Origin of the sequence: Limosilactobacillus reuteri (genome assembly GCF_034259105.1) — a bacterium.
GTDB classification, from domain to species: Bacteria; Bacillota; Bacilli; order Lactobacillales; family Lactobacillaceae; genus Limosilactobacillus; species Limosilactobacillus reuteri_G.
The window spans coordinates 1,471,123-1,497,173 of sequence record NZ_CP139478.1; the positions used below are offsets into that span (position 1 = coordinate 1,471,123).

Annotated in this window: 22 protein-coding genes and 1 pseudogene; 4 read left to right on the top strand and 19 right to left on the bottom strand. The window is 37.1% G+C overall.

The window, feature by feature from the left end; genetic code table 11:
• Positions 1–3: 3 nt before the first annotated feature.
• From SH603_RS08275 to SH603_RS08325, 10 genes and pseudogenes are all read right to left on the bottom strand, one after another.
• Positions 4–930 (bottom strand): glycosyltransferase, encoded by a 927-nt coding sequence (locus tag SH603_RS08275; protein ID WP_169473003.1) that lies wholly within the window; start codon positions 928–930, stop codon positions 4–6.
• Positions 930–1,919: a glycosyltransferase family 2 protein gene (locus SH603_RS08280; RefSeq protein ID WP_169473004.1), complete on the bottom strand. Its 990-nt coding sequence runs from the start codon at positions 1,917–1,919 to the stop codon at positions 930–932. Before SH603_RS08280 ends, SH603_RS08275 begins: the two co-directional genes overlap by 1 nt.
• 17 nt (positions 1,920–1,936) lie before the next feature.
• Positions 1,937–2,896: a glycosyltransferase family 2 protein gene (locus SH603_RS08285; RefSeq protein WP_169473005.1), complete on the bottom strand. Its 960-nt coding sequence runs from the start codon at positions 2,894–2,896 to the stop codon at positions 1,937–1,939.
• 14 nt (positions 2,897–2,910) lie between these two features.
• The gene (locus SH603_RS08290; protein ID WP_063164425.1) at positions 2,911–4,347 is read right to left on the bottom strand and encodes a flippase; all 1,437 of its coding nucleotides are present in this window, start codon (positions 4,345–4,347) and stop codon (positions 2,911–2,913) included.
• A 9-nt stretch (positions 4,348–4,356) separates the two neighbouring features.
• On the bottom strand, positions 4,357–5,472 hold the full coding sequence (gene glf, locus SH603_RS08295; protein ID WP_321533818.1) for a UDP-galactopyranose mutase: 1,116 nt from the start codon (positions 5,470–5,472) through the stop codon (positions 4,357–4,359).
• A gap of 189 nt (positions 5,473–5,661) precedes the next feature.
• Complete coding sequence (locus tag SH603_RS08300) at positions 5,662–5,967, bottom strand: hypothetical protein (RefSeq protein WP_169471431.1); 306 nt, start codon at positions 5,965–5,967, stop codon at positions 5,662–5,664.
• A gap of 96 nt (positions 5,968–6,063) precedes the next feature.
• Positions 6,064–7,741, bottom strand: a pseudogene (locus SH603_RS11375) (glycoside hydrolase family 53 protein).
• Between the two features lie 132 nt (positions 7,742–7,873).
• A complete protein-coding gene (locus tag SH603_RS08315) occupies positions 7,874–8,365 on the bottom strand; it encodes a hypothetical protein (protein WP_169473009.1) in 492 nt (163 codons plus the stop codon).
• 66 nt (positions 8,366–8,431) lie between these two features.
• Positions 8,432–9,157: a hypothetical protein gene (locus tag SH603_RS08320; RefSeq protein ID WP_169473010.1), complete on the bottom strand. Its 726-nt coding sequence runs from the start codon at positions 9,155–9,157 to the stop codon at positions 8,432–8,434.
• On the bottom strand, positions 9,126–10,793 hold the full coding sequence (locus SH603_RS08325; RefSeq protein WP_169473011.1) for a KxYKxGKxW signal peptide domain-containing protein: 1,668 nt from the start codon (positions 10,791–10,793) through the stop codon (positions 9,126–9,128). Before SH603_RS08325 ends, SH603_RS08320 begins: the two co-directional genes overlap by 32 nt.
• A gap of 137 nt (positions 10,794–10,930) precedes the next feature.
• On the opposite strand from SH603_RS08325, the gene SH603_RS08330 reads away from it, so the two are divergent.
• Positions 10,931–12,061 carry an IS30 family transposase gene (locus SH603_RS08330; RefSeq protein WP_013923736.1) on the top strand — a complete coding sequence of 377 codons (1,131 nt, stop codon included), beginning with the start codon at positions 10,931–10,933 and terminating at the stop codon, positions 12,059–12,061.
• A gap of 119 nt (positions 12,062–12,180) precedes the next feature.
• On the opposite strand, the gene SH603_RS08335 is transcribed toward SH603_RS08330, so the two are convergent.
• The 7 genes from SH603_RS08335 to recX form a co-directional block, all read right to left on the bottom strand.
• On the bottom strand, positions 12,181–12,735 hold the full coding sequence (locus SH603_RS08335) for a CDP-diacylglycerol diphosphatase (protein WP_078009363.1): 555 nt from the start codon (positions 12,733–12,735) through the stop codon (positions 12,181–12,183).
• A gap of 87 nt (positions 12,736–12,822) precedes the next feature.
• On the bottom strand, positions 12,823–15,378 hold the full coding sequence (locus SH603_RS08340; protein ID WP_321533821.1) for a C39 family peptidase: 2,556 nt from the start codon (positions 15,376–15,378) through the stop codon (positions 12,823–12,825).
• Positions 15,379–15,444: 66 nt separating this feature from the next.
• Positions 15,445–18,186 carry a M23 family metallopeptidase gene (locus tag SH603_RS08345; protein ID WP_169473108.1) on the bottom strand — a complete coding sequence of 914 codons (2,742 nt, stop codon included), beginning with the start codon at positions 18,184–18,186 and terminating at the stop codon, positions 15,445–15,447.
• A gap of 222 nt (positions 18,187–18,408) precedes the next feature.
• Positions 18,409–19,056, bottom strand: a complete 648-nt coding sequence (locus tag SH603_RS08350; RefSeq protein WP_169473109.1) for a sugar transferase — start codon at positions 19,054–19,056, stop codon at positions 18,409–18,411.
• Positions 19,057–19,067: 11 nt separating this feature from the next.
• Positions 19,068–19,997 carry a glycosyltransferase family 2 protein gene (locus SH603_RS08355; RefSeq protein WP_065533199.1) on the bottom strand — a complete coding sequence of 310 codons (930 nt, stop codon included), beginning with the start codon at positions 19,995–19,997 and terminating at the stop codon, positions 19,068–19,070.
• A 17-nt stretch (positions 19,998–20,014) separates the two neighbouring features.
• On the bottom strand, positions 20,015–20,782 hold the full coding sequence (locus SH603_RS08360) for a DUF4422 domain-containing protein (protein WP_169473110.1): 768 nt from the start codon (positions 20,780–20,782) through the stop codon (positions 20,015–20,017).
• Positions 20,783–20,859: 77 nt separating this feature from the next.
• Positions 20,860–21,651, bottom strand: a complete 792-nt coding sequence (gene recX, locus SH603_RS08365; protein WP_321533822.1) for a recombination regulator RecX — start codon at positions 21,649–21,651, stop codon at positions 20,860–20,862.
• A gap of 101 nt (positions 21,652–21,752) precedes the next feature.
• Here recX and SH603_RS08370 point away from each other — a divergent pair, with 101 nt between their 5' ends.
• Entirely contained in the window at positions 21,753–21,968 is a 216-nt protein-coding gene (locus SH603_RS08370) for a hypothetical protein (RefSeq protein WP_003668673.1), read from the top strand.
• Between the two features lie 21 nt (positions 21,969–21,989).
• Positions 21,990–22,217, top strand: coding sequence for a DUF2922 domain-containing protein (locus SH603_RS08375; RefSeq protein ID WP_003670642.1), 228 nt, complete (start codon positions 21,990–21,992; stop codon positions 22,215–22,217).
• 51 nt (positions 22,218–22,268) lie between these two features.
• On the opposite strand, the gene SH603_RS08380 is transcribed toward SH603_RS08375, so the two are convergent.
• Both SH603_RS08380 and yjeM read right to left on the bottom strand, forming a co-directional pair.
• Positions 22,269–23,159: a YihY/virulence factor BrkB family protein gene (locus SH603_RS08380; RefSeq protein WP_122481473.1), complete on the bottom strand. Its 891-nt coding sequence runs from the start codon at positions 23,157–23,159 to the stop codon at positions 22,269–22,271.
• Between the two features lie 117 nt (positions 23,160–23,276).
• Positions 23,277–24,782, bottom strand: a complete 1,506-nt coding sequence (gene yjeM, locus SH603_RS08385; protein WP_321533823.1) for a glutamate/gamma-aminobutyrate family transporter YjeM — start codon at positions 24,780–24,782, stop codon at positions 23,277–23,279.
• 144 nt (positions 24,783–24,926) lie between these two features.
• Between yjeM and SH603_RS08390 the strand changes: the two genes are divergently transcribed.
• Complete coding sequence (locus tag SH603_RS08390; RefSeq protein WP_321533824.1) at positions 24,927–25,892, top strand: IS30 family transposase; 966 nt, start codon at positions 24,927–24,929, stop codon at positions 25,890–25,892.
• Positions 25,893–26,051: the final 159 nt, after the last annotated feature.

Consider the following 26,051-nt stretch of genomic DNA (forward strand, 5'->3'; position numbering starts at 1 on the left):
CCTTTACTTTTTTAAATAGATTAGGTACCAATCACCTAAATATTGTCGCAAGCGCGGATAGCAGTTAAGATACGTTAATAAACTTATTCCATTAAAAACATTACTAGTTTCATAAAATTGTTGTCTCTTTGCTAACCATTGACTATTTTTATTAATGATTTCCTGCTGGTAGGCTGTATCTCCCACAACATCACTATCTATAAATTTACGCATTGATTCATTATTAAATTTGCTAGAAACTTTTATCCAATTTTTTTTCGCTGCAACTGATTTAAGTTTCTTACTTTCTTTAGCAAACGCACTTTTCTTATGGTTGCGCCAGCGGATTAAATCATCAGTGTAAGCATATACACTTCCATCCATTAATCCCATTCGCCAGAGTAAGGCATCATGAGGATAATCTGGTTGCCAATACTTTTTACTAAGAGTCAATAGTTCTTTCCGAATACAGTATGTGCATCCTGGTGAATTTACCAATAGATAATTATCTTTAAGTGGAACCTGTTTTAATTTGTTATCGTTTTTCCACGGATCGATTCTTTGTTTACCATTCTCAAAGAATTCACAATAATTAGAAGTTAGTAACATAATTTGTGGATTTGCAGTCATTAATCGTACCATTATCTCAATTTTATCTGTACGCCAAATATCATCTTGGTCACATGGAAAAATTAAATCTCCTGTTGCATTCCACATCGTTTCCATAAAGTTTCTTCGCCAGCCTTTGTTATAATCATTAACAATAACTTGCCAGCTGTTTAACTTATTTTGATTAATATACTGCTTTACTATATCAACAGTATGATCGCTAGAACAATCATCTGCAATAATCACCTCATCCGCTGGTCTTGATTGCTTGCGTAAAGAATCTAATTGTTCAATTATATATTTTTCGCCATTATATGTTGATATTACTACTGATGTCTTCATCAACTTTCTCCTTTATGTTGCTCATATCTCGACCATGCATACCGATAAAATGGCAGGCCTAAGCATAATAAATAATAAGCAAGCCTATCCCGTTTTGGCGCTTTTCTATTTAATATAGCCTTTTTATTAGTTTTAATATATTTAATCAATTTAAGTTGAGTATCTTTTACATTTTTAGTATTAAGAGTTTGATTTAAGGTACTGAATCGAGCATAAACTTGCCGTCTTAGAACAGCATTTTTTAAATCAGGATGTGCAGCAACTACACTTTGTGCCATTTGATCTGTCATTTCTAAAAGATCTAATTTTTTATTACTAAATTTAGCAGTAACAATTGAGTTTGGTCGAATAACGTAATAATACTTCCCAATAAAGCCACATGCTACTTTATCACATTGTAATAACAATTTATATGTAGACCCAATATCTTCAAATAGTTTACCTTTAGGGAAGAAATCATTAGAATATAGTTCTTTTTTTCCTAATTTTGCATATGCACATGTGTCAACCAAATTATGGTAACACATCATCTCAATGCATTTTTTTCCAGATAGAACTTTTTCTGTTTGATTTCCATTATCTTTTTGGCGGCCATAATTGCCGTATACGTTAATAAGTGAACAGATGGCTAATGGAGCAGTAAAATTTGTTTGTTTTAGTAAATTGAACATAAAAGAAACATAATCTTCAGTTACATAATCATCCGAATCGATAAAAGTTACATATTCTCCGGTCATAATTTTTAGCCCGTAATTACGGGCATCCGAAAGACCGCCATTTTCTTTATGAACTACCTTAATACGATTATCTTTAGCAGCATATTCATCCGCAATTTTACCAGATAAGTCTGTTGATCCATCATCAATTAAAAGAATTTCAAGTTTTTTGTATTGCTGATTAATTATCGAATTTAAGCATTTTTTTAGATAATTTTCCACATTATAAATTGGAACGATAACTGTAATTAACGGCGTACTTGCCACTGCCATTTTGTTCACCTATCTTTTTATTTAGTATAAAGGAATTTACTAGGATAACGTATCATTAAATAGTCTAACAATAACTGTCCTCGCAGATGAGAACGCACTGGTGGCAACTTTAGCGCCAGCTTCAAATTATTGGTAAAGCTACTATCCTTACTTAAGTTTGCATATGCTTTGAGATACTCAGCATTCTTTCCAGTTATTTCACCATTGTACAGTCGCTGAAATTCACTCGCCATTTTAGTCATTAATAAAAAACCATCAAGTTCTCCTGAGAGGTTGAAAAACCTGCGAATCAATTGCTGAGGAGCTTGACTATCACTTCCTCCCACAACATTGTCAATATGTTGACGATACAGTATTGTTGGAGTTGAATCATAAATTACTTTACCAAAAGCAGCCGCAATTTCAGCAAACCACCAATCGTGCATTGCTACTTTATCCCAATTCACGGAATTGATCCGTAATTTTTCTTTAAGCTTCTGGTTAATCATTACCGTACACCCGGTAACACAATTTCCAAATAAAAAATGTTGAAAATCAGACCAGACACGTCCTCGTTTCATTAATTCAATTATCTCTAAATTATTATTGACAATTTGCAGTTCCGTATGTAAACAGATCGGTATTTCAAGGTATTTTTCTTTTTTTATTAAAGTTAGTGCACGTTGAATTTTGTCTTTTTTCCAAACATCATCTTGGTCAGAAAACATATAGAAATCAGCGTCAATATTTGCTAAAAGATTCATAAAAGATTTTACTACACCTAAATTACAAATATGTTCTCTATTAAAAAAAGTAATTCGTTTATCATATTTAGCGAAGTCACTAAGAATGATTGGAGTTTTGTCAGTAGAGCCATCATCTCGAATATACAAATGCCAATTATTATTAGTCTGCCTTTGTATTGATTCTATTTGCTCTGTCAGATATTTCTCACCATTATAGGTTGACATTAAAATTGCAACTTTTTCCTGTGTCATCGTTTATGCTACCATCACTCTCTTTTTGCTTTTCGTGAATTGATTAATGCTATTGCTTGATTAATAACTGGAGCTCGTAATATAAATATTCCTATTATATAAATGACAGCTCCTATTATAACTTCAATTGCTAAATTAGGAATTGTCATATTCATAATCATTGCCAACCGATAAGTAATAATGAACATAATTCCCCCACTTAATAAATACTTCCACATTTGACCAAAAAGTTTTCTTCTACTGATTGTTTGTCGAATATAAACTAACTGTACTGCTGCCACTGCAAATTCAGAAATATCAGTAGCTAGAGTTGCCCCACGTGCTCCCCATAATGCAATCAAAAATAAGTTTGCAATAACATTAATAACTGCACCGACCGTGACAGAAACTGTATACTCTTTAGTCCGATTAATTGGCATTAAATACTGTGTTCCTGTAACATTACTCCAACCAATAAACAAAATCACCGGTGCTTCAATCATCATTAGGATCCCAGCATCATTAAACTGCTTTCCTAAGAACCATGGTGCAAATTGCTTGGCGATTGCCATGATTCCAAACATCATTGGAATCGCTATCGCCGTAATAAAATCAAAAGAATTATAAAGGCTATCACGAATTCCTTTAACATCACCCTTAGAAAATTTATTAGCAATATGCGGCAACATTACTTGGCCTGAAGCAGTTACAACAGCTAAAATAACTTTAATAATTTGATCTGTATATTGAAATTGACCTAATTGACTTTGCGTTGACATTCGCCCCAACATTAATCGGTTAACAACCAGATATACTTGAGTAGTAATTGTTGGAACAAATAATAATAAAGCTGGATAAAAATGACGAAAAGGATGCCATGTACTAATTGGAACCCATTTAATTTCATCTTTTAAATATGGCCATAAGGTCAGATTACCTACTAAATTTGATAAACCAAGCAATGCGATATATTTACCTAAATCATTATTACCTTTAACTACTAAAAAGATTAAAGCAACTGAAGCCAACTTAACAAGCATATTACGGAAAACAATCCGCTGAAAATTTTCAACGCCCATAAAATACCATGATACATCTACACCAGCGGCAATAATCCAAAAAGATTGAAGTAAAAAATATTCTTTAAAAGTTGTACTGAAGAGTAATACAGCTCCTAGATAAGCTATTAAGGCACAAGTGATAGTTATCACTTGCAACAATTCGATTCCCCAAAAGATTTTTGAACGTTCAATAGGATTTTCACGATGATAGGCAACTTCACGATTACCATAAAGCGCAATTCCCATTTGCCCAACAAGCATAAAGAAGGTCATCCAACTGTTTGTATAAGAATTGATACCTACAAGTTCTGGTCCTAGTACACGTGAAATATAAGGAACAGTGATTAATGGTACTAACAGTAATAATATTTGATAGACAACATTATACAAATAATTCTTAATAACCTTCATGGCTACTAATCAAACTCCTTGGTTAACAGCTGTCAATGCTGCGTGTAATACTTGATCCATATTGTAGTAACGATATTGACCTAAACGACCACCGAAGATCACATTATTAGCCTCTTCGTTCGCTAACTTTGCATATTGCTTATAAAGTTCGTTATTCCGTTGATTATTAATTGGATAATATGGTTCATCACCACGATGCCAATCAGCCGGATATTCACGGGTAATCACCGTCTTATCCTTATCACCCTTACCGAATTCAAAGTGCTTATGTTCAATAATCCGGGTATATGGTGTTTCTGCATCAGTATAGTTAATTACCGCGTTACCTTGGTAGTTGCCAATATTCTTTTCTTCAGTTTCAAAACGAAGACTACGGTATTGTAGTTCACCTAACTGGTAATCAAAGAATTGATCAATCATTCCGGTAAAGACAATCTTTGGATAATCTTTAAAGTATTCATCCTTCTTATCAAAGAAGTCTACTCCAGTTTCAACATCAATCAAATCACTGTCTAACATTTTTTCAACAATCTGGGTGTAACCACCAACCGGAATTCCTTGATAGGTGTCATTAAAGTAGTTGTTATCGTAAACTAATCGCACTGGCAAACGCCGAATGATAAAGGCTGGCAATTCAGTTGCCTTTTGTCCCCACTGCTTTTCAGTATAACCTTTGATGAGCTTTTCATAGATATCCCGACCAATTAAGGAAATAGCTTGCTCTTCCAAATTCTGTGGTTCTTTACCTGCCATCTCTTGGCGTTGTTCATCGATCTTTGCCATTGCTTCTGCTGGTGTCCGCACGCCCCACATTTGACTGAAAGTATTCATATTAAATGGGAGGTTGTACATTTCGCCCTTGTAGTTAGCTACTGGGCTATTCGTATACCGATTGAATTCTGCAAACTGGTTTACATAATCCCACACTTCCTTATTAGACGTATGGAAAATATGGGCACCATATTGATGAACCTGAATACCATCTACTTCTTTAGTGTAGATGTTACCAGCAATGTGGTCTCGTTTTTCAATTACTTTTACACGCTTACCACGTTTAGCAGCTTCATAGGCAAAGGTCGCACCAAAAAGGCCCGCACCTACTACTAGATAGTCATATTTTTTCATTGTTCTCTCCATATCATAACTTTTAACATACTTTTGTATAATACTACATTACTACAGTGTTTGTGAAGGTTTGAAATATTTATCATAATTTAAGACTATTTAAGTAATTCTGTAATCTTTTAGTAAAATTTCTGTAATAAAAAAAGCAGTTCTAAGATTTTTTCTTTGAACCACTTTTTCTCTAATCAATTATTTATTTGATGGATCAATCCATTTTAATGAGGCTGAATACGTAAGATTAATTGGATCCCCATATTTAGCGCCTTGGTTAGCAGCTTGTAAACTGGCAGTCGTTAACCAATATTCATAATGATATTGATTACCATCTTTTAATCTGTAAATTTTTTGTCCAGAAAGCGCCCCAGTTGTCCCATATATTCTTGGCAGTACTTTTGCAAGATTGTTAAATGACTGTGCGTTTATTACTGTGCCTTTCTCACCAGTTAGAGCAGCAGCAACGGTTTTCTGAAGAGCCGATAAATCCTCTGCCGGCAATGAATCGCCTGTTTTAAGGGGATGATCAATTGATACTCCATCAATTCCCCATACTTCAGAAACAGTTGCATTTACTGGGGATGTAGCTGTTTCAACCTATCTGTCAGCAACAAGAGTCGCATTATAATTAACTGTTAATGGAACACCATATTTAGCATTTTGATTAGCTTTAAGAAAATTACTAAGTTTTTCCGCAGTATTGTTACCATCTAGCCAAAATTCATAATGATACTTATTACCAGCTTCACCAACATAATTCTCACTCTTAAAGCCATCTTGAAGATCATTGAAAATAGCCTTTAAGGATGATTCACTAACACTAGTATTCTGAGTCCCATTTAATAACTGTTGGCCTTCTTGATTTAATACATTATTTAAATCTAAAGTATCACCAATCTTTAATGGATTTGTTAAATTAACCCCATCTGCTTTATATACGGCATTAATCTTAGCGTTGAGGGAACTTGTAACATTTGCAGGAGAAACATAACCATTTAAAAATCCTTTATACATCATTAATGATTGAAGTGGGTAACCATGATCATCAAAGAGAGTATTATTATCCCAAGAAGTTCCACCTGAAGCTGGTTTTCCTTCATACATGATCTTTGAATCAGGGTAATAGCCACGCGCATTAATTGATGCCCAGCCAGTGCCTTGGACATCCCCCATTAACTTATTATATTCCCAGTTATTCCAACCAGCTTTTACTGGAATCCAGGCTGGTTCCCAGTAAAATGCTCCTAGACCATTATCGTTGCTTAAATGCTTTATACATTGCGCCAATTTCATCAACTTGACCTTGAGGACTTACAGCATAATGACCAGGATCCCAGCTAACATTATTAGGAGTTCCATCAGCATTTTCCAAGGTAAATGGCCAACCGCTTTCCGCAATCATAAACTTTTTGCCATACTTGTCTTTAACCATTTTCTCTACATTAGCAATATTATCAGGATTATTGCCACCCCATCCCCAAAATGGATAGTAAGAAGACCCAAGGACATCATAATCAACATTATGTGTTTGCAAGGCATTCATGATCATATCATAATTGTGCATGTCCGGTGTCTCAATATGAATTGCTAATTGAGTATCTGGACTGCTTTCTCGGAATGCCCGAGAAGCAGAACTAATGTAACTTGTCATCCGACTAACTTGTGGTTCTGTTTGCCAAACCTTGACATCTTCGGCTTCATTGCGAACACCGAGAATTCCCTTTGTAATTTCATTACCAAGTTGGGCCATGTCAATATTAACCCCAGCCTTTGTAAAATCATTTACTAATTTTTTAGTATAGAGGTATATTTCATCATTAAGATCTTTATCATCAAGGTTTTTCCATTGCTTTGGAACTAATTGTGTAGCGGGATCGGCCCAGAAATCAGAATAATGTAATCCTAAAAGTACTTTCATTCCATACTTTTTAGCATTTTCTGCAATCTGTAAAACAGTTGCTTCGTCATCAATTCCACCACCATACGATTCCCCAGCAGCATTATATGGGTCCACCCACATCCGAATTCGAATATAGTTAACGCCTGCATCAGCAAGAACCTTCATTAAGTCAGCTGGTTGTCCATCAAAATCATAGAATTGAACCCCATTTTTAACTAAAGCTAGGTAGCTTGAAACGTCTACTCCACGAATCGTATCTTGTTTCATGTTTGGGATTGGATCCACTTTAATTGTTTCATAACGTGCACCAGTCTCTGTTCCATTTTGATAAGCCAATGCAACCTCTTCAGCAGTTTTTTTACTCGTTGGTGTCATATTAACATTTTCTGTCTGCAAACCAGTTTCAGAACCATAGACAAGCGTAGCAGTATACGCAATTTTTAATTGATCACCATATTTGGCATTCTTATTGAGTGCTAAGAAATTGTTGAGTTTATCATCAGTAGTTTAACCAGCAAGCCAGAATTGGTAATGGTAAGCATTGTTATTATTATAGTAATTCTTGCTTCCTTCAAGAGCAGTTGAATTTCCAGGGAGTGCCGCAAAAATCGTCTTAAGGGTATCGTAACTGATCACTGTTCCCTTTTCACCAGTTAATAACATTGGGCTTACTTGTTTAAATGCTTCACCTAAATCAGTTGTGCTGATTTCTGCTCCTGTTTGAAGTCCGTTCTCTACATCAACTGTTACACCAGCATTTTTGTATGTTTCAGCGACTTGTCCAATTAAATTAGAAGTAGCCTTCTCAGTTAGCGCTTGTTCGCCTGGTTTAAATAAAACAATCGCTAATTTATTATTTGTTACCCCCACTCCTACTACACTATTGTTTAGTGTCATGTTAGTTGGTAAATTATTGATAAAATTATCAGCAAGTTGATTATAATCCATCGTTTGTGGTAAATCATAGATTGCTGTTGAAATAACATTACCATCAAGCAAAGCATTATTATGAAGCTTTTCATTAATTACTTTACTATCATTATTTACATCACCTTGAGCAAGTTCTTAGGCAATGTCATGGATGGTTAATTCTTGATAATTATTATTTTGATTAGTCCAATCGTAGAGAACACTAATCCCTTGTTGTTGCATCAATTTTTGAGCAATTCGCTGAGCGGTTAAATCACGCTTAGCACGCATAGAATCACTATTAAAGCTTCCACTTGTTTGATAGCTATCCTTTACAACATATACTGGCGAATTAATATCAATGTAATTACCATTTCCTACCGGATCATCAGTAAAACGATGAATCAATTGAATAGCAGTATTTCTTAAGTTTGTATTTAGCACTACTGAACTTTGGAATCCAGATTGTCCACTATTCAAAATACCTGGAAATACACGTTCTACATCTAGACGAACTAAATTACCTTCTGAACCCATTACAATGGAACGACCAATTTCTCTTCCATTTTGAAGAACTATAATATATTGATACGGTTTCCCATATGATAAGTTGCTGGCATGCCACCCCTGGACTTCAACTGTATTACCATTAACCTTAACATAATCAAAGCTTCCTTGATTAGCAGTCAGATCATATTTATTACTCCATTGATCTGTTACCGGTAATGTAGCAGTAGGATTACCATCATCGGCCGCACTAAATCTTAAAAGAATTTGAACGTCTTTAAGTTGAGATAGATCAATTTCTTTAGGTAAATTAATTGTTGTGTTAAATCCACTGTTCTCACTATTAAAAGATTGAAGGATAAACTTTAGCAACATCTGAACGAGTACTTAGTTGAACGGCTTTACGCGTAATTTCTTTTCCATTATTCATTACTAAGATATATGGATGATTTTGGGTGGCTGAGGCATCACTAGCCATCCATCCAGTAACATGAATACCATTACCATTATTAGTTAAATAAAGTTGATCAATAGCATTAGCAGATTGATTAAGAACAATTGATGGAGACCAAAAATCTGTTCTTTTTCCATCATTTCCATTACCATTTGGATCTGTAGAATAACGGCTAACGATAGAATATTGGTGTCCAAAAACAATATCTGCTGGATTAACATCAAACGTTACATTAAAGCCTGAAGCTAACGCACCTTTAATATTAGGATATGCTTGGGCAACGTCTGGCCGAGTAACATTACTTATTTTAGTTGAAGCAATTTGATGACCTGCCGTTTGATCAAAAAGAATTAAGAAACGATTATTTTCAACAGTAGCAACATCACTAACATGCCACCCTGTAACAGTTACTTTCCCATTTTTGCTTATATTAAATTGATCAATATATCCTTGATTAGCTGCTTCCTGTGGTAACAAACGTTGAGGTGCAAGCCAATAGCTAACATAATTTCCTTCTCCGTTATCTGCGTCACTGTAACGGCTAATAATTTGCAATTCATGAGTTAAGTCAAGATTATCTAAAGAAAAATCAGCCGTAAACCCAGATTGCGCAGCATTAATAACTTGAGGATATGCTTCCGCAACATCAATCCGAGAAATATTATTTACTTTTTTACGAGTAATTTCATGGCCAAGAGTCCGATCAAACAAAATAATATAATGATTATCTTTACCTAATGCTTTATTAGTAGCATTCCATCCTGTTACATGAAGTTGATTATTAACAACTCCCATTTCATCTAGCCAAGCATAATTTTGGCGATCAAAAATGACTGGGGCGGAGACATAATCTACAAACTGACTGTTACCATCAGCAGACCCGCTATAACGACTAACAATTTGAATTGCATTTCGATAGGTATTTAGTTTATTAGTATCTAATTGTATTTTTGCACCAAAGCCAGAATTTTCAGCATTATAGACATTATGAACATTTTTAACATCTGGACGTTGAACAATAGTTTGATTGTTCAATTTTGTCCGGCCTAGTTCGGCTTGCTCACCTTTATCATTATGACCAATTACAATTAAAAATCGGTTTTGATTACCATATGCAGCCGCCTGATTCGTAGCTTGCCATCCAGTAACATGTAATTGATTATTATTCACTTCGATAGAATCAAAATTTCCATAACTACCATTATCATTTTGATCATAACTTTGAGTTTGACTGAGGGTAGCTTCTAAAGTTGCTGGTTCTTTAGAAGGGGTATCGTTATTACTAACAGATTCTTGGGGATGATTTATTTCCGCAACAGACTCAGTAGTAAAAGTTTTTAAGGTTTGTGTTTGTTTATTGTTATTACTATTATTATTGTTTTCTTGTTGGTCAGAAATAGGTTGAGTAGCAACTGACTGATTATCAGCAGAGTCTGTAGTATCAGCTTGTGCCACCCCTCCTAAAATTATTCCAGTGGATACTGCAACCGTTGCAATTGCAGCTGTTATCCATTGCTTTCCACTTTTATATAATTTAAAATGTTTTTTCTGTTCCATTTGTTAATCTCCTATAATTTTGGTGGATTATAGAATGAAGTTAGCCACCCAGTTGGTGGTAAATAAAAAACGCCATTCGGCGTGACATCAGGTATCATATTAAGTGAACCAAACCTATATGAAAGGATGTCCGTCAAATGACGCACTTAAATGATACCATGTCTACTAGTTTATTGACTACTCATAAAAAGAATGCTCATCTTACTAAAGAAGAACGTGTGATGATTGCGACTTTAAAGTCGCAAGGACTTTCCAATCGCGCAATTGGTCGCCAATTAGGAGTTAATCATCAAACAATTAATAACGAGCTCAACCGTGGTACGGTCCGCCAACTTCGTCGTCAAAAATCTAATGGTAAGATTTACGAATATTCTTACTACATCTATAGTTATGAAGCTGGTCAGGCCACATATCTTGAACATCACCGCCATTCTGGTCGTCGTCGCTTATATTATTCTTCAAAGCAATTTTTACGATTAGCTGATCAGCTAATGCTTGGTGAGTTTGACGACCACCATTACTCCCCACAAGCGGTTATTTATAAGGCTCGAGATTTAATGAATGATGGCACCCTGATCCCAAAGTCGGTTGTAACTTTATATCAATGGATTAATGAGGGTGTGCTTCGTACGTCCAATTTAGACCTCTTTGAAAAACCTAAACGTAAGCATCATCGAACTCATCCGCAAGCTAAAAGGTGCTTAGGGCCTAATATTGCTCAACGACCTCAAACTGCGGACCAACGGTCCGAAATTGGCCATTGGGAACTAGATACAGTTCAGGGACAGAAAAACGGTAATGACAGTGTTGTACTAGTAATGACTGATCGCCTTTCACGAGTTAATATCACGAGTAAAATTGCTGGTAAAACTGCGCATGCAGTAAATCAGTTCTTTATAAATTTACGCCAGAAAATGGGCACAGATGCTTACTATCGCATCTTTAAGACAATAACCTCTGACAACGGTTCAGAATTTAGTGAGTTAACACAAGTTCACGATCATGTTTTCTATGCTGATCCGTATTCCCCTTGGGAACGTGGATCCAATGAGATCAATAACCGGTTTCTCCGCAAGGAGATTACCAAAGGTGAAGCTATAAATAACTATAGTAGTGCTCAGATCATAGCGACTAATGATTGGATGAATCACTATCCACGAGCTATGTTTAATGGACATTCGTCAATGGATATCTATCGTAAGGCCTTCTACCAAGAGATATCACAGCTCCATCAACCAATAATCAATTGGTCAGTATTATTTATTTGAGTCCAGTGGCTAACTTATTCTTGAAATTTAGGATGCAATTATATAAATTAAAATTCTAGACAATAAAAAAAGAATGCAATGAATTTAATAACTTTTTCATTACATTCTTTTTTGATAGATTAGTGAGCTTGAACAACCTTTGCATTGCTTGGTAAACTACCTGACCAATCATTATAAGTAATTTGATCACTACCGCTCGTTGTTTGTCGATCCATCCCATCACTATCTACATGATGAGTAACGCCATTTTCGTCTGTCCAAACGGCAACGTCACTTAAGCCAAGTTGAATTTCGCTGCTTTGATTAGCCTTATTACTTGAAGATTGTTGACTAGAAGTAGATGACTTTGTCGTACTTGTAGCAGAAGATTGTGATGAACTCGTTGCCTTAGATGAGTTTGCATTTTGAGAAGTAGTATTTGAACTACTATTAGAATCAATCTTGGCTACATCATCATCACTAACTTTAGATGAAGCGGCATTCTTTTTACTACTTGATTTAGTTGAATCTTTAGCTTTTGCAGAACTTTTGCGACTCTCAGTAACTTTTGAGGTCGTCTCTTTAGACGAACTGTCACTAGAAGCAGATTTATTTGTACTGCTTGCACAACCAGCTAAGCCTAAAGTGGTCATTAATAATACAGAACTGCTTAGTAAAAGTCGTTTAATTTTCATTTAATTAATTCCTCCGTTTAGGATCATGTATCTTATGCACTTATTGTAAACCATCTTGATTATTTGCGCCACTAATTAAAGTTAATCTTAATAACTAATTGCTCGTTGTCTATCCGCGTTCCAATGCTGATAGAATTCACCATAAGCCATGCTTTCTTTTCTTCCAGTCCATGGATTATTGTAGAATAATCGACTTACATCATAGCCTGTTAACGCTAACGCATGATTGACAAAACCATTAACATTAGCAACCCACGCAACAACTAAGTGACCTTGATTTAACTTATCCTTAATTCGTTCCATTGAAGCCCCAGTCATAATATCACTGTGACCAACATACTTATTAACAACCGGCGCAATACCAGTAGGGAAAATCCACCAACCACTTGGACTAAATGGATTTCCAACAAATCCATAATCACCATTATTACTACGAGGCATTTCGTTTGCTAATTGAATCTTATTTACATTATATCCTGCATAGCGCAACATCATCGTAACTGCTGTAATCTCACATCCTGTTGGCAATTCTGGTAATTGACTGATTATCTCAGCATCATTATATACTGCAATGATTTGACCGTCAGCATTATAAGTAGTTGTCTTCTTTCCTTCCGTTTGAGCACCAGAAAATACTGACACTGGACCAGAGTAAACATCAATATAATTTCCGTTCCCATTTGGGTCATCTGTTAAACGGTTAATTAATTTAACCACTTTATGCATCATACTTACCTGAGTTGGTAACGTAACCTGAAAACCAGACTTATTAGTTCCTAAAACATATGAATAAACATTTTGAACATCGTTACGAGTAATATCTTTATCAGTAATTTGCTGACGGTAAAGTTCCTTACCGCCATTATCAAGAACAATCAAATATTCATATGGCTTGCTCGTTGTTAAGTTACTTGCTCGCCAACCACTCACTGTAATATTACTAGCGGTCACTTGAACATTATCAAAATTCCCGATATTTGTTGGGTAATCTTGACTAGCTTGATCACTGTAATTACTATTACCATCTGTTGAATCAGCAAAACGAAGCAAAATCTTTAAGGTACCATTGGCTACTGCCGGGTCAACCTTTAAATTAACATTAAAGCCACTCTTTTGCGAGTTGTACAGACTTGGGTAAACTTTGGCTACATCGGGACGATCGGTTAAGCTTAACTTTGTTCGCGCAATTTCTTTGCCATTGTTTAATAAAATCAAGTATGGATTTCGCTTATTAATGGCCTGGTCACTAGCTACCCAACCGGTTACATTAAAGCCATCTTTAGTCGCACTGAAATTATCAATGTTATAAGCCTGCTGGTTTAATGTTACTGGTGCTGACCAGAAATCAGTGAACCTGCTTTGTCCATTATCACCATTGCCTTCAGCTAAAGTTGAATAACGGCTAACGATTTGGTAAGCATGACCTGGAGTTAGGTTAACTTTACCAAAATTAGCATTAAAGCCAGACTGACTAGCACTTTGAACGTCGGGATAAGCTTTCGCTACATCAGGACGCACAACATTAGTAACCTTTATTGAAGCAGCTTGAGTATTATTACTCTTATCAAAAAGAATTAAGTAGTGGTTTCTTTCTACTTGAGAATAATCAGTAGCGTGCCAACCAGCAACTGTTAATTCCCCATTACTAAGGTTAAAGTTATCAAGGTTACCTTGATTGCTGGTATTGCTTGGAGTGAATTTCTTTGGAGCATACCAATAATTAACGTTATTGCCTTCACCATTTTGGACATCACTGTAGCGACTAATAACTTGCAATTCATGATTTAAGTCCACATTAGCCAATGAGAAGCTAACATTAAAACCAGAGTTTTGCGCATTGATTACCTGCGGGTAAACCTTGGCGACATCGGGACGGGCAACTGCTGTTGCCTTCTGCCGTGCTAACTCATAACCGGCAGTCCGGTCAAATAAAATGATGTAATGGTTATTCTTGCCCAATGCTTTATTAGTGGCATTCCAACCGGTTACTTGTAATTGGTTATTAACAATACTGAAATTATCAAGATAGGCATTGTTGCTCTTATCTAAATTGATTGGTTGCGACCAGGAATCAACGTGATCTCCCTCACCGTTAGCAGCATCACTGTAACGGCTAACAATTTGAAGATGATCATCAACATTCTTAACCTTGCTCCAATCAAGATTGTTCATCGTTGCCTGGTAGCCGGCATCCTTAGCATTAACTACATTAGGATAAGCCTTCGCTACATCGGGACGAGCAAGATTTCCATTTATCTTGGTCCGGCCTAATTCTGTATTGGTAGTGCTGTCATAAACAATTACATACCGGCTATCTTTACCAGCAGCTTGATTAGTAGCCTGCCAGCCACTAACTTGTAAGTTACCGTTATTAACCACGTTAGCTGAATCAAGCCAGCCATAATTACCATTATCCTTTGCTTGGGCTGCCTTTTCTTGAGCAGCTAAGTCTGTTGACTGACTTGTGCTATCAGCAGCTGGCGTTACAACTTGTTCTGCTTGTAAATCAGCAGTCGTTGTGGTAGCTGCTTTGACGTTAGTGTTGCCAAGCATCAAACCGACAGATACGGCAGCAGCAGCTAATGCCATACAACACCATTGTTTACCATTTTTGTATAATTTATAGTGTTTTTTAATTTCCATTGTTATCTCCCAAAATTCCCCTATAAAAAAGCTACTTATTTATTAACAATAAGTAGCTTTTCTTTATTACTTAGAACCATTCCGAATTAAGTCTAATGGATTTAACCAAGTACCATTATTGTTAAATGAGTTAGCTAAAGCAATATTAAAGTTATGTTGACGGGTAACCCCGATATGAACGTGTGCCGTATCACGACGACCAATTACATCACCAGTGTTAATTTGTTGACCAACTTGAACTTGAATATTGTTCTTATTTGAAAATGCTTCTTGATAAACAGTAAGGTATTCACCAGTGTCAACTAATACATACCAATCTAAACCAGCAGTATAACCAATTTGGGTAACCTTACCACCGTGAATTGCATGAACCTCTGAGCCTGGGTGATCAATTGAACCAAAGTCAAGACCATCATGGAAGCCATTTCTACGGAACTGTCCACCAGGATTTACACCAAATAACTGTGCACCGCCAAAGTGACCTTCACCAACGTTAGGGAATGGCCAACCCCACTTATCATTTTCAACTGCTACACCATTACTACCGAAGTCATAAGATTTACCATCAACGGTATGGGTACCAGTAAACATAGCACCTGTAGATGGGTCAAAATAGTAGTTATTGTTATTGATATTCACCCAACCAGTCTTTTTAGCACCAGTACGAGAATCATAGTAGAAAGTAGTGCCATTTTCATTTTGGAATTCTGAATAAACAGAAATAGGACTTGAGTAGTAATCTACATAACTACCTTCACCATTAGCTTGGTTAGAGTAACGGTGAATCAAGCGAACAACTTTATGATTAATTTGATCGTTAATGCTTACAGTAGTATCAAAACCAGACTTAAAACTATTAGCTAACCATGGATATACCTTTTGAACATCATTACGAGTGATATCCTTTGTATTTACCGCTTGACGAGTTAATTCATGACCATTCTGATCCAATACGATAATAAATTGGTAGTTCTTTCCGGCAGTTTGTGTACTTGCGTGCCAACCAGCAACCTTAATTTGGTTACCAGAAACATTTACCGTATCAAAACTACCCGCATTAGTAGCATACTTATTAGTATTTTGATCGGTGTAATTACTGTTACCATCATTTGAACCAGTAAAACGTAGAATCATTGAAAGTTCGCCAGTTAAACTTGCTGGATTTACTATTAAATCAGTACTAAATCCACTCTTACGACTGTTGTAAAGGCTTGGGTAAACAGCAGCTACATCTGAACGGTCAGTTAAAGTAACCTTGCTACGAGTAACTTCTTTACCATTATTAAGTAAAATAACATAAGCGTTTGGACGATTAACCGCAAAGTCACTCGCCATCCATCCTGTTACATGGAATCCTTTATCATTTTGAGTAAATGAATCTACACTGTAGCGTGCTTGATTGAACTTAAGGCCATTAAACCAATAGTCCACATAGTGACCTTGATCCCCATTACCATTAGCAGAAGTAGAATAGCGACTAACTAATGAATATTCGTGACCAGGAATAATGACATTAGCATTAAATGTGCCAGTGAATCCTGCCTTACCTGCAGTTTGAATAGCTCCAAATGCCTTGGCAACATCGGGACGGTTAACCTGACTCGCTGAAAGGGAAGCAGCTTGTTTGTTAGCAGTCCGATCAAAAAGGATCAAGAAGTGGTTAGGTGCGATGGTTGATGCATCATTTGCATGCCATCCATTAACAACTAATTGCCCATTACTAAAGTTGGCACTATCAAGATTACCTTGGTTTTCACGGCTTGCTGGTGCAAACCAGAAATCTACACGGTTACCTTCACCGTTTTGAGCATCACTGTAACGGCTAATTACTTGTAATTGATCACTAGCGTCAAATGATAACTTTGATAAATCAAATGTTACATTGAAGCCAGACTTAGCGGCATTATTTACATTTTGATAAACCTTTTGAACATCGGGACGTTGACTATTCTTTTCATCAACCAATTGACGGCTAAGTTCATGGCCCTTTGTCTTGTTATAAAGAATTACATAGTGGTAATCCTTATTACTTGCTTGGTTAGTTGCATTCCAACCAGTAACATGTAATTGGTCATTTTCAGTATGCATATCATCTAACCAAGCATAGTTACCTTGGTCAAAAGTAAACGCTGGATACCAATAATCAACATGATTACCTTCACCGTTAGTAGCATCGCTATACCGGCTGATTACACTAATAGAGTGGTTAGTATAATCTTCATTAGTTGTATTTAACTTAATAGTCGAATTAAAGCCGGAATTATCAGCATTGGTTGCATCTGGATAGGCTTGGGCAACATCCGGTCGACTAACATTTTTAACTTGTTGACGACCTAATTCTGCGTTAACCGTATTATCATACGCAATTACGTAATGGTAAGGCTTGTCTGCAGCTTGGTTAGTTGCTTGCCAACCACTAACTTGCAACTCGTTGTTTGATAAACTAACTGAATCTAAATAACCATAATTGTTGGGATTTTGTGGTTGAGTTGCTTCTTTATGTTGTGCTTCTTGATTATTGTCCTGCGTTGGAACAACATTATAATTTTCTGTATTTTGAGTAGCTTCACTAGCTTGTGGACTAACTGCTACTCCGTTATATGTATTTGGTGTTTGTACATCAATTGTGGATGTATTTGGTTGTTCATTAGTTGTTTGTTGAGGAGTAACTGGTTGTTGAACATCAGTTGTTTGATCATCAGCAGCAGCATTCCCACTTAACAGGAATAAAGCTCCTCCACATACAGTAAGAGTAGATAAAACTTTTGATTTTAAATGACTAGGTTTAAAAATAAGCTTGTCCTCCATAAAATTAAAACCGAATTGTAACTTAAATACTTAATTTTCTCACGATTAATATCATACTGGTTGTGCTTTCTCCTTGCAAATCAATAAAAAAACCTACAAAAGCCTTAAATAACAGCTTTTGTAAGTAATCGTAACTATTAAGATATATATTTTTAACTTAATTGTAACAATCGTTAATCATACTTGACTAATCATTGTTGCAAAAAGAAATCGTTTACTTTCTTAATACGCACCATCACGTTTAAAGATACTGATAATATTCTTAAACATTATTTTCGTATCAAAAGCAAGTGACGCCTCATCAACATACTTTAGTTCGACATCGCAACGTTCGGGATAAGGAATATTACTGCGACCACTTGATTGCCATAGTCCCATTGCTCCCGGTTTTACCGATAAAAATTTATCAACCCGGTTACCATATTCAGCTAATTCTTTTTTTACAACTGGTCGGGGTCCAATAATACTCATCTCGCCACGTAAAATATTAATGAACTGGGGAATTTCATCAATCGAAGTTTTCCGCAACCATTCTCCCAAACGAGTAATTCGGGGATCTTCCTCTGGTTCCAACTTATAGTTATTTGCCACATATTTAGCATAAAGTTCAGGATCAGCTTCCAAGATTTTGTCTGCATTCTCAACCATAGACCGGAATTTGTAGATTTTAAAGGGCTTGCCATGCCAGCCGATCCGTTCTTGTTTATAAAACAGTGGTCCCTTATTATCACCAAAGCGATTCATTATAAAAACAGCTAAAAATACTGGACTAAAGCAAACTAATGCTCCTGATGATAGCACAATATCAAAGAACCTCTTCCAGAAAAGGTAGCTCTTAGATTGCTGTTTAATTTTTACCTTCTCATTCATGATCCTCAACCCTACTTCTTCTCTTTAATAATATAGATCGGTCGTTTCTTTGTCTGCATATATATTCGACCAATGTAGCGACCCACTATTCCTAAACAAAGTAATTGAATACCACCGAGGAATAAAATAATGCAAACCATTGACGCCCAACCAAAGGCACTGCTAGATGGTTCAAGGATCTTTCGGATAACAACAATAATCATTCCAATAATGGAGATGAATGCTGTCAAGCCACCAGCCCAAGTCGCAATTGCCAAGGGAGCTTCAGAAAAATCAGTGATCCCGTCAATTGCGTATTTAAACAATTTCCAGGTCGACCAATCCGTTGTCCCAGCCACCCGTTCAACGTTTTTATAAGGAAGGTACTTGGTCTTGAATCCGACCCAATTAAAAATTCCCTTTGAGAACCGGTTATATTCAGTTAACGATAACACCGCATCCACCATCTGACGCGTCATCATCCGGTAGTCACGAGCACCAGAGACAATTTTAGTATCAGAAATCTTATTGATAACATTATAGAATTGGTTAGAAAGGAAAGACTTAAACTTCGCCTCACCCTTTCGATCTGTCCGCCGCATCCCCACACAATCATATTCACCAGTTGAAATGGCCTTATACATCTCTGGTAAATATTCTGGTGGATCTTGTAAATCAGCGTCCATCACAACAACATAATCACCTGTTGCGGCCTGTAATCCCGCGTAAAGCCCTGCTTCTTTACCAAAATTCCGTGAAAAAGAAACATAATGAACCCGTTCTGGATCCTGTTCATGCAGCTTCCGTAGTTCTGCTAAAGTCCCATCACTCGATCCATCATTGACAAACCAATATTCTGTTTCTACCGGCATCTGTTTAACCACTTTTTCAACTGCTGGGTAAAAAAGTGGGATAGCCTCTTCCTCGTTATAACAAGGAACAACTATTGACAATTTTGGCATTCTTGTCTCTCCAATCGTTAATGTTCACCATGACCGGTGACTTTACGTTTTAAGAACTTCGCAATCTTTAATGGCCAGTTTTGCTTTTCAAGAAATACCCGGTTAACTTCCACTGTCTTGTATTGCGGATTAGTCAACAACCAAGTATCTAGTAAGAGCTCACTCAAAAAGCCAAAGACCCGTTGCTCATATGGTGTATAGTCAGAATAATCAACTTTTTGCTCAACTTCGCCTAAAATATCAAACAGCCAGGTACAATATTCGTCCAATGGCTTTTTCTTCATAATCATCATATTGAAATAGTGAGCTGATGTCTGTTTCATTACTTTTTCAAAAGCGGGTAAGTACTGAGGATATTTCTCTTTTAATACCTGCCGCGTAATTTCAAGCGGCTCGTGCTCATGAACATGGAGGTAATGTGATTCATTTGTTTCAATGTAGTAATGCCGCTTCTTTGGCAAGATTACATCAGCATCGGTCAATAACTCTTCAACCTGTTCATGATTGAGGATGGTCGAAAGATCCTTTGAGTGTCCCATCGTCAAGTAACGACGGTAGTGGACTAATCCTAATGCATCCACATCAAGATTTTTCCATCCCCAGTACAAGGCTGTTAACTCATTGTAGTGCGGATTCTTTTTTGAAATATTATCTCCGGTATTATCACCCTGAAATGTATGATTAACAGTCGGATGAATCTCTTTACCAACAAAAACTGGTAAATACATTGGATCATCTGGCATCCGATAATTCTTATGGACAGCCACTAAGATTTTAATATTCACTATTTTACTCCTAATTATTGTTTTTAAACATAATCATTAAAATAATACCAGTAATTCCCAATCTTGGAAAGTTATTATTATAAATCTTGCGCATCTAGCCAGCTCTGCACGTCATCCAGATCAAAGCCTTTCCGATACATTGTCTGCTTAAAATGCTGCTCACGCTCGTATCCTTGATAACGACGAACACGATGCCATTGCTTTGCTGCTTCTTTTGCTAAAAGGTCGTTCTCTTGCTCCAGATCAGGTTGCGGAACAACGTCATCCTTAATCATTTCATACACACTACTGGAAAAGCCTTTTGTCATGAGTCCCTGTTGTACTTTTTGCTCTCGTCGCCGCTCTGGCTGGTTTCGATAACGGCGAAATAACTTGCCAGCTAACTTTTTTGCCAATTCTGCTTGAACTTTGGGGGTAAATTGCGTTAAAGCATCATCAATATCGTTTTCGCCAATTCCTTTTTGTCGTAAGTGTTGACGAATTACCCCAGGTCCCTTCAAGTCCGTATTAATCATCGTGCGGACATAAGAAGCTGCATAGGCATGATCATCGATTAACTGTTGACCGCGCAGCTTTTTCAAGATTGGCTCAACAAACTCTTCTGGCGTATCAATTTCTTTTAGCTTCTTAACGATGTCGCTTTCCGTCCGCATCTGATAAGAAAGGTAATCAAGCATCCGTGAATAGGCCTTTGCTTGCTGGTCAGCAGTCGCAATGGCCGCAATTTGCTTTTCATCTAGCTCGGTTCCCTTCATCAAACGGAACTGAATCAAAACACTTTCTGCAACCGGAAAAGCATACTTACCATCAAGGTATATGTTATATCGACCCTTCCGTTTTTGTGCCTCAATTTTCGAAATTTTTGCCATTTTTAAATTTCTCCTTAACATTCTCAATTTTTAATCGTTTATAAAGGTGTAAGCAGTGGCCGCTACTTAACAAATCAAATTAAACAAAGGAAGTTTTTATCATGCAAATGGTTCGTAATTTCAAGTCCGCTAAAATTCAACTTACCCTCACTAACAGTGAACATCCCAAGGGTGTTAAACATCCCTTTAACAACATTATTGAGGATGTCACTAATGAGCAGGTAGCACAATTTAGTGCGGCAATTGAAATGCTTACTGCTGAAAAATGCCTTGATACAGACATTATCGTTACTAGTCAAGTTGCAATGAACAACTAATCTCAAGGAGGAAATTAACTTATGCGTACATTAAGCTTAACTTTCAAGGGTAGTCTTGGTAAAAAGCATTCATTAAAGTTGAACTATGCCAGTGGTGATCTTGATGCCGAAACCGTTCGGAAGGCAATGCAAGAAATTGCACAAACCCACCTCTTCACTAAGGAAGGCGAAGATATTTATCAGCAACCTCTTTCCGCGAAATACATTGATACTGTTTCTACCGTTATCTTTAACGACGAACAAAAGTAATTAAATATCGAGTTCTAAAGATCTTCAACATTTGGAGGCTAGGAAAATTTCCTAGCCTCCATTTTTGTTTTTTCTTTCTACCAGTTGCCAAAAGTGTTTCTTGGCGTGCAATTCACCTTCATGGCATTCTTGCAAAGCAGCATTGAGAGCCGCCCCCAGCATGATAATATAGCCAGAAAAGTCAAGCCATACCATCATTGCAATAAAAGCTCCAATTGTCTTATAGGAAATTACCCCATGACTAAATAATAAGGTATAGAACGAGAATAAACGTGATAACCCCATCCATAACAAAGAAGCCAAGAATGACCCAGCAAGTGCATAGCGCAACCGAACCTTCGCATTAGGAACAAAGTAATACAAAAGAGTAAGAGCAATAAACAAGACGCCAAATGTTACTGGCCACCTTAATGAGCTAAAGATAGCAATGTAATCGCGCCGGAAATTAAAAATTGGCTGGATACTCTTAAGAACCTGCTCCCCAAAACCATACAAAATAATAATGATAAAAATAATTACTAAGACGACAATCATCCAAACAAAAGAGACGATTCGGTTCATCACTGGATTTTGATTCTCAGCGATTCCATACGCATGATTAACGCTTCTTTGAAAAGCGGCAATTCCCTGACTGGTCGACCAGAGAGCAATCAAGGCCCCGGTTGTCAGAACACCACCACTCCCCCGTCGTAAGAAATCATAGATCAACGGCTGGATAAAATCATAGACCGATTCAGGAATTGCAGTTGAGAGGTAGGCTAAAATCGTCTTAGCGTCAATTCCAATCATCGGTAATAAATTTCCTACTACCATCACGGCAGGAAAAATAGATAGCAAGGTATAGTAAGCTAGAACAGCAGCAGAACTTGAAATCTGGGCCATTGTAATATGTTGGATTAATAACGCAATAAATGTCTTACCTTTGCCCGGTTCCTTGTCCATAATAACCTCCAAAATTAATTTATAAAGACAATTATAACAAACTGAACACCTGACAAATATTACAGAATAGATAAAAAAGCCTCATCACCAAACTAATGGTGCTGAGGTTTTTATCAATTACCCTTCAACATGGTAACGCTTTGCGGAGATTTGATAGAAGACCAACGCAACGATTGCAAAGAAGATTGGTCCAGCAAGTGTCCAGAAAGCTGTTTGATAATCTTTTTGTAATAGTGGTTGAACAAATGTAAAGACAATTCCGACAATTAAAATCAATTCAACGAAACATACTAATACATCTGTCCAGAAACGGTTCTTAAAGACGACGAATGGCCGGTCAAGATTCTTCTTTGCCTTAAAGAATGGAAAAGCCCCAATCAAGAAAATATATGGGAAACAAGTTGAAACGTTCGCCATATCAGTCAAAATCAAGTAGAACTGTTGAGCAGCATTTCCACCAAAGGCAACCAAGAAAACAATAATTGAAACAATAATTGCTTGAAGCCACATTGCATTTGCAGGCATTCCCGCCTTGTTAAGTTTCGTAAGCTTCTTTGGCCATAAGTCTGGATTAGAACCAAGAATGAAGGCCTTGATTGGGGAGTAAAGCAGAATAAACAATGCACCCAAGAAACCAAGAGTCTGTGCAAAGGCAACGATCCGCGTCATGATAAGTCCAAAAGTAAGGGCAGCACCGTGCGACCATCCAAGTGCATCTCCCATGGTAACCCCTAATTGATTAAAAACAACATAGGTAACATTACCAAGGTTAACACTGCTCTTAGTCAAAGTTTGTTGATAATTCACTGACCAACCGAGCATAAAAATCATTAAAACATAAGTACCAATCGTAAAGATACTTGCAATGATCAATCCACGAGGGAATGTCTTTTCAGGATTTTTCATACTATCAGTAACAGATCCTAATGATTCCATTCCACCGTAAGCAAAAATAGCATAAACAACAAATGAAATAATAGCAATTGGTGTCTGGAATTGTGGATTAGGTGATGTAATAAAAGTTGAAGCACCATGAATTGGTTGCTTTAAGATTCCCTTATCGGCGACTAAAACAATAACGCTGACAATAACAAAGATAATGTTAACAACAATTGTAAAAATACCACCAAGTGAACCAACTTTAGCAATGGCGGTCATTCCCCGTGAACTACACCAAGTTGTCCCGAGAATCAACAGAATCCCCAGGACCCCAATCAATTGAGTCGAGGTCAGACCAAATGCGTGCCATTGTTGAGTGGTATCCTTACCAAAAAGCAAGGCAGAAAAAGTAATCCAAATCCGTGATGCTGTTGATACCATCCATACAATCCAAGATGCTAACCATACGAAAGTACCAACAAAGGCGATTCGTTCACCAACTGACCCGGCAAGCCAGGAATAAATGCCCCCTTTAGCATCCTTAAATGTGGAACCGTACTCTGCCATCATCAAGCCACAGGGAAAAAAGAAACAAATCCCTGCTAATGCGTACCAAATAATACTACCGTAACCCATTTGTAAGTAGGCGTTTGAAACATTCCCAAAACCAAAAATGGCGGTAATGATCATCGTCACTAGTCCAAAGGTAGTAATCATCTTTTTATTACTACTCTGTTCGTCCAAAATAATGCCTCCAAAGCTTTAAAATTCTTAAATAAAAATAAGAAATTATTTAATAACGCCGTTTGTAAAATTAAGTTAGAAAAATAGAAAAGCCATTTGTGGTAGACTTTTGAATACCCCTAAACAAAAGAAAGGAAACCACAAATGACTTACACCCATCTTACCACAAACGAGCTGACAATCATCGCCCATTCTTTCGTGCAAAAGCTTAAAGCGTACCGAGTGGCCCAAATGATCAACCGTTGCGCCGAAACCGTTTATCGCGTTTATCGTTACCTGGAAACCGGTGCCTCAATTGCTGATTATCAAGATCACTATATGCGCAATAAGCAACGTTGTGGCCGAAAACGTACTCAGTTGTCACTGGCTGAACTCACTTATATCAACGACAAAATTGCCCAGGGGTGGACGCCTGATACCATTATTGAGCGCACTGAGCGCCCAATTAGTTGTAACCGGCGAACTCTTTACCGGATGTTTGAACGTGGCCAGTTCGGCTTCGATGTCCGTTCCTTGCCGATGCGAGGTAAGCGGCACCCGAATGGCTATGTCGAGCGCCGTGGGAAGGCTGGCCAATTGGGGCGAAGTATTCACGAGCGTGCCAAGGACTTTCCGCACTATGCCACTGAATTTGGGCACCTTGAAGCTGATACCGTCCAAGGCAAAAAGCACCAAGGGGCGGTAATGACCCTGACCGAACGCCAATTGAAGGTCGAAATTGTACTCAATGTGCACGAAAAGACGGCTGATGCGATTAACCAACACTTAAGTCAGTGGCTTCGGAAATTCCCGCGGCACTTCTTCAAATCGATTACCTTTGACAACGGAAAAGAATTCGCCGGCTGGCGCGAGATTGCCAATCAATTTGACCTTCACACTTACTTTGCCGAGGTTGGTGCTCCCAATCAACGAGGGCTGAACGAAAACAACAACGGTCTTTTACGCCGGGATGGCTTAACGAAACAGCTAGATTTCCGCAATCTTCCTGATGAATTGGTAACCCAACTGATGAGTAAGCGAAATAACCTGCCCCGTAAATCACTAGGCTATCGAACTCCATATGAAGTATTCATGTCTTACGTCACTGATGAGCAACTATTTTCTTTCTAACTTAAATTGACATTTCGGGTAATTATTAGTATAGTCGTCTTTTAAAAAAATAAAAGTCTTTTACATAATTTCACATTACTTTTATACTACTTTTTGTATTTTTATGCTAATTTAGAAATCTTTATTCGTGTATTTGTATATTTTACTATAAGTGATGTA

Bases quoted from the DNA above. Each gene is read 5' to 3' on its own strand.
- SH603_RS08275 (WP_169473003.1), bottom strand. From the start codon at position 930: ATGAAGACATCAGTAGTAATATCAACATATAATGGCGAAAAATATATA.
- SH603_RS08280 (WP_169473004.1), bottom strand. From the start codon at position 1,919: ATGGCAGTGGCAAGTACGCCGTTAATTACAGTTATCGTTCCAATTTAT.
- SH603_RS08285 (WP_169473005.1), bottom strand. From the start codon at position 2,896: ATGACACAGGAAAAAGTTGCAATTTTAATGTCAACCTATAATGGTGAG.
- SH603_RS08290 (WP_063164425.1), bottom strand. From the start codon at position 4,347: ATGAAGGTTATTAAGAATTATTTGTATAATGTTGTCTATCAAATATTA.
- glf (WP_321533818.1), bottom strand. From the start codon at position 5,472: ATGAAAAAATATGACTATCTAGTAGTAGGTGCGGGCCTTTTTGGTGCG.
- SH603_RS08320 (WP_169473010.1), bottom strand. From the start codon at position 9,157: ATGTTGCTAAAGTTTATCCTTCAATCTTTTAATAGTGAGAACAGTGGA.
- SH603_RS08325 (WP_169473011.1), bottom strand. From the start codon at position 10,793: ATGGAACAGAAAAAACATTTTAAATTATATAAAAGTGGAAAGCAATGG.
- SH603_RS08330 (WP_013923736.1), top strand. From the start codon at position 10,931: ATGACGCACTTAAATGATACCATGTCTACTAGTTTATTGACTACTCAT.
- SH603_RS08335 (WP_078009363.1), bottom strand. From the start codon at position 12,735: ATGAAAATTAAACGACTTTTACTAAGCAGTTCTGTATTATTAATGACC.
- SH603_RS08340 (WP_321533821.1), bottom strand. From the start codon at position 15,378: ATGGAAATTAAAAAACACTATAAATTATACAAAAATGGTAAACAATGG.
- SH603_RS08345 (WP_169473108.1), bottom strand. From the start codon at position 18,186: ATGGAGGACAAGCTTATTTTTAAACCTAGTCATTTAAAATCAAAAGTT.
- SH603_RS08350 (WP_169473109.1), bottom strand. From the start codon at position 19,056: ATGAATGAGAAGGTAAAAATTAAACAGCAATCTAAGAGCTACCTTTTC.
- SH603_RS08355 (WP_065533199.1), bottom strand. From the start codon at position 19,997: ATGCCAAAATTGTCAATAGTTGTTCCTTGTTATAACGAGGAAGAGGCT.
- recX (WP_321533822.1), bottom strand. From the start codon at position 21,651: ATGGCAAAAATTTCGAAAATTGAGGCACAAAAACGGAAGGGTCGATAT.
- SH603_RS08370 (WP_003668673.1), top strand. From the start codon at position 21,753: ATGCAAATGGTTCGTAATTTCAAGTCCGCTAAAATTCAACTTACCCTC.
- SH603_RS08375 (WP_003670642.1), top strand. From the start codon at position 21,990: ATGCGTACATTAAGCTTAACTTTCAAGGGTAGTCTTGGTAAAAAGCAT.
- SH603_RS08380 (WP_122481473.1), bottom strand. From the start codon at position 23,159: ATGGACAAGGAACCGGGCAAAGGTAAGACATTTATTGCGTTATTAATC.
- SH603_RS08390 (WP_321533824.1), top strand. From the start codon at position 24,927: ATGACTTACACCCATCTTACCACAAACGAGCTGACAATCATCGCCCAT.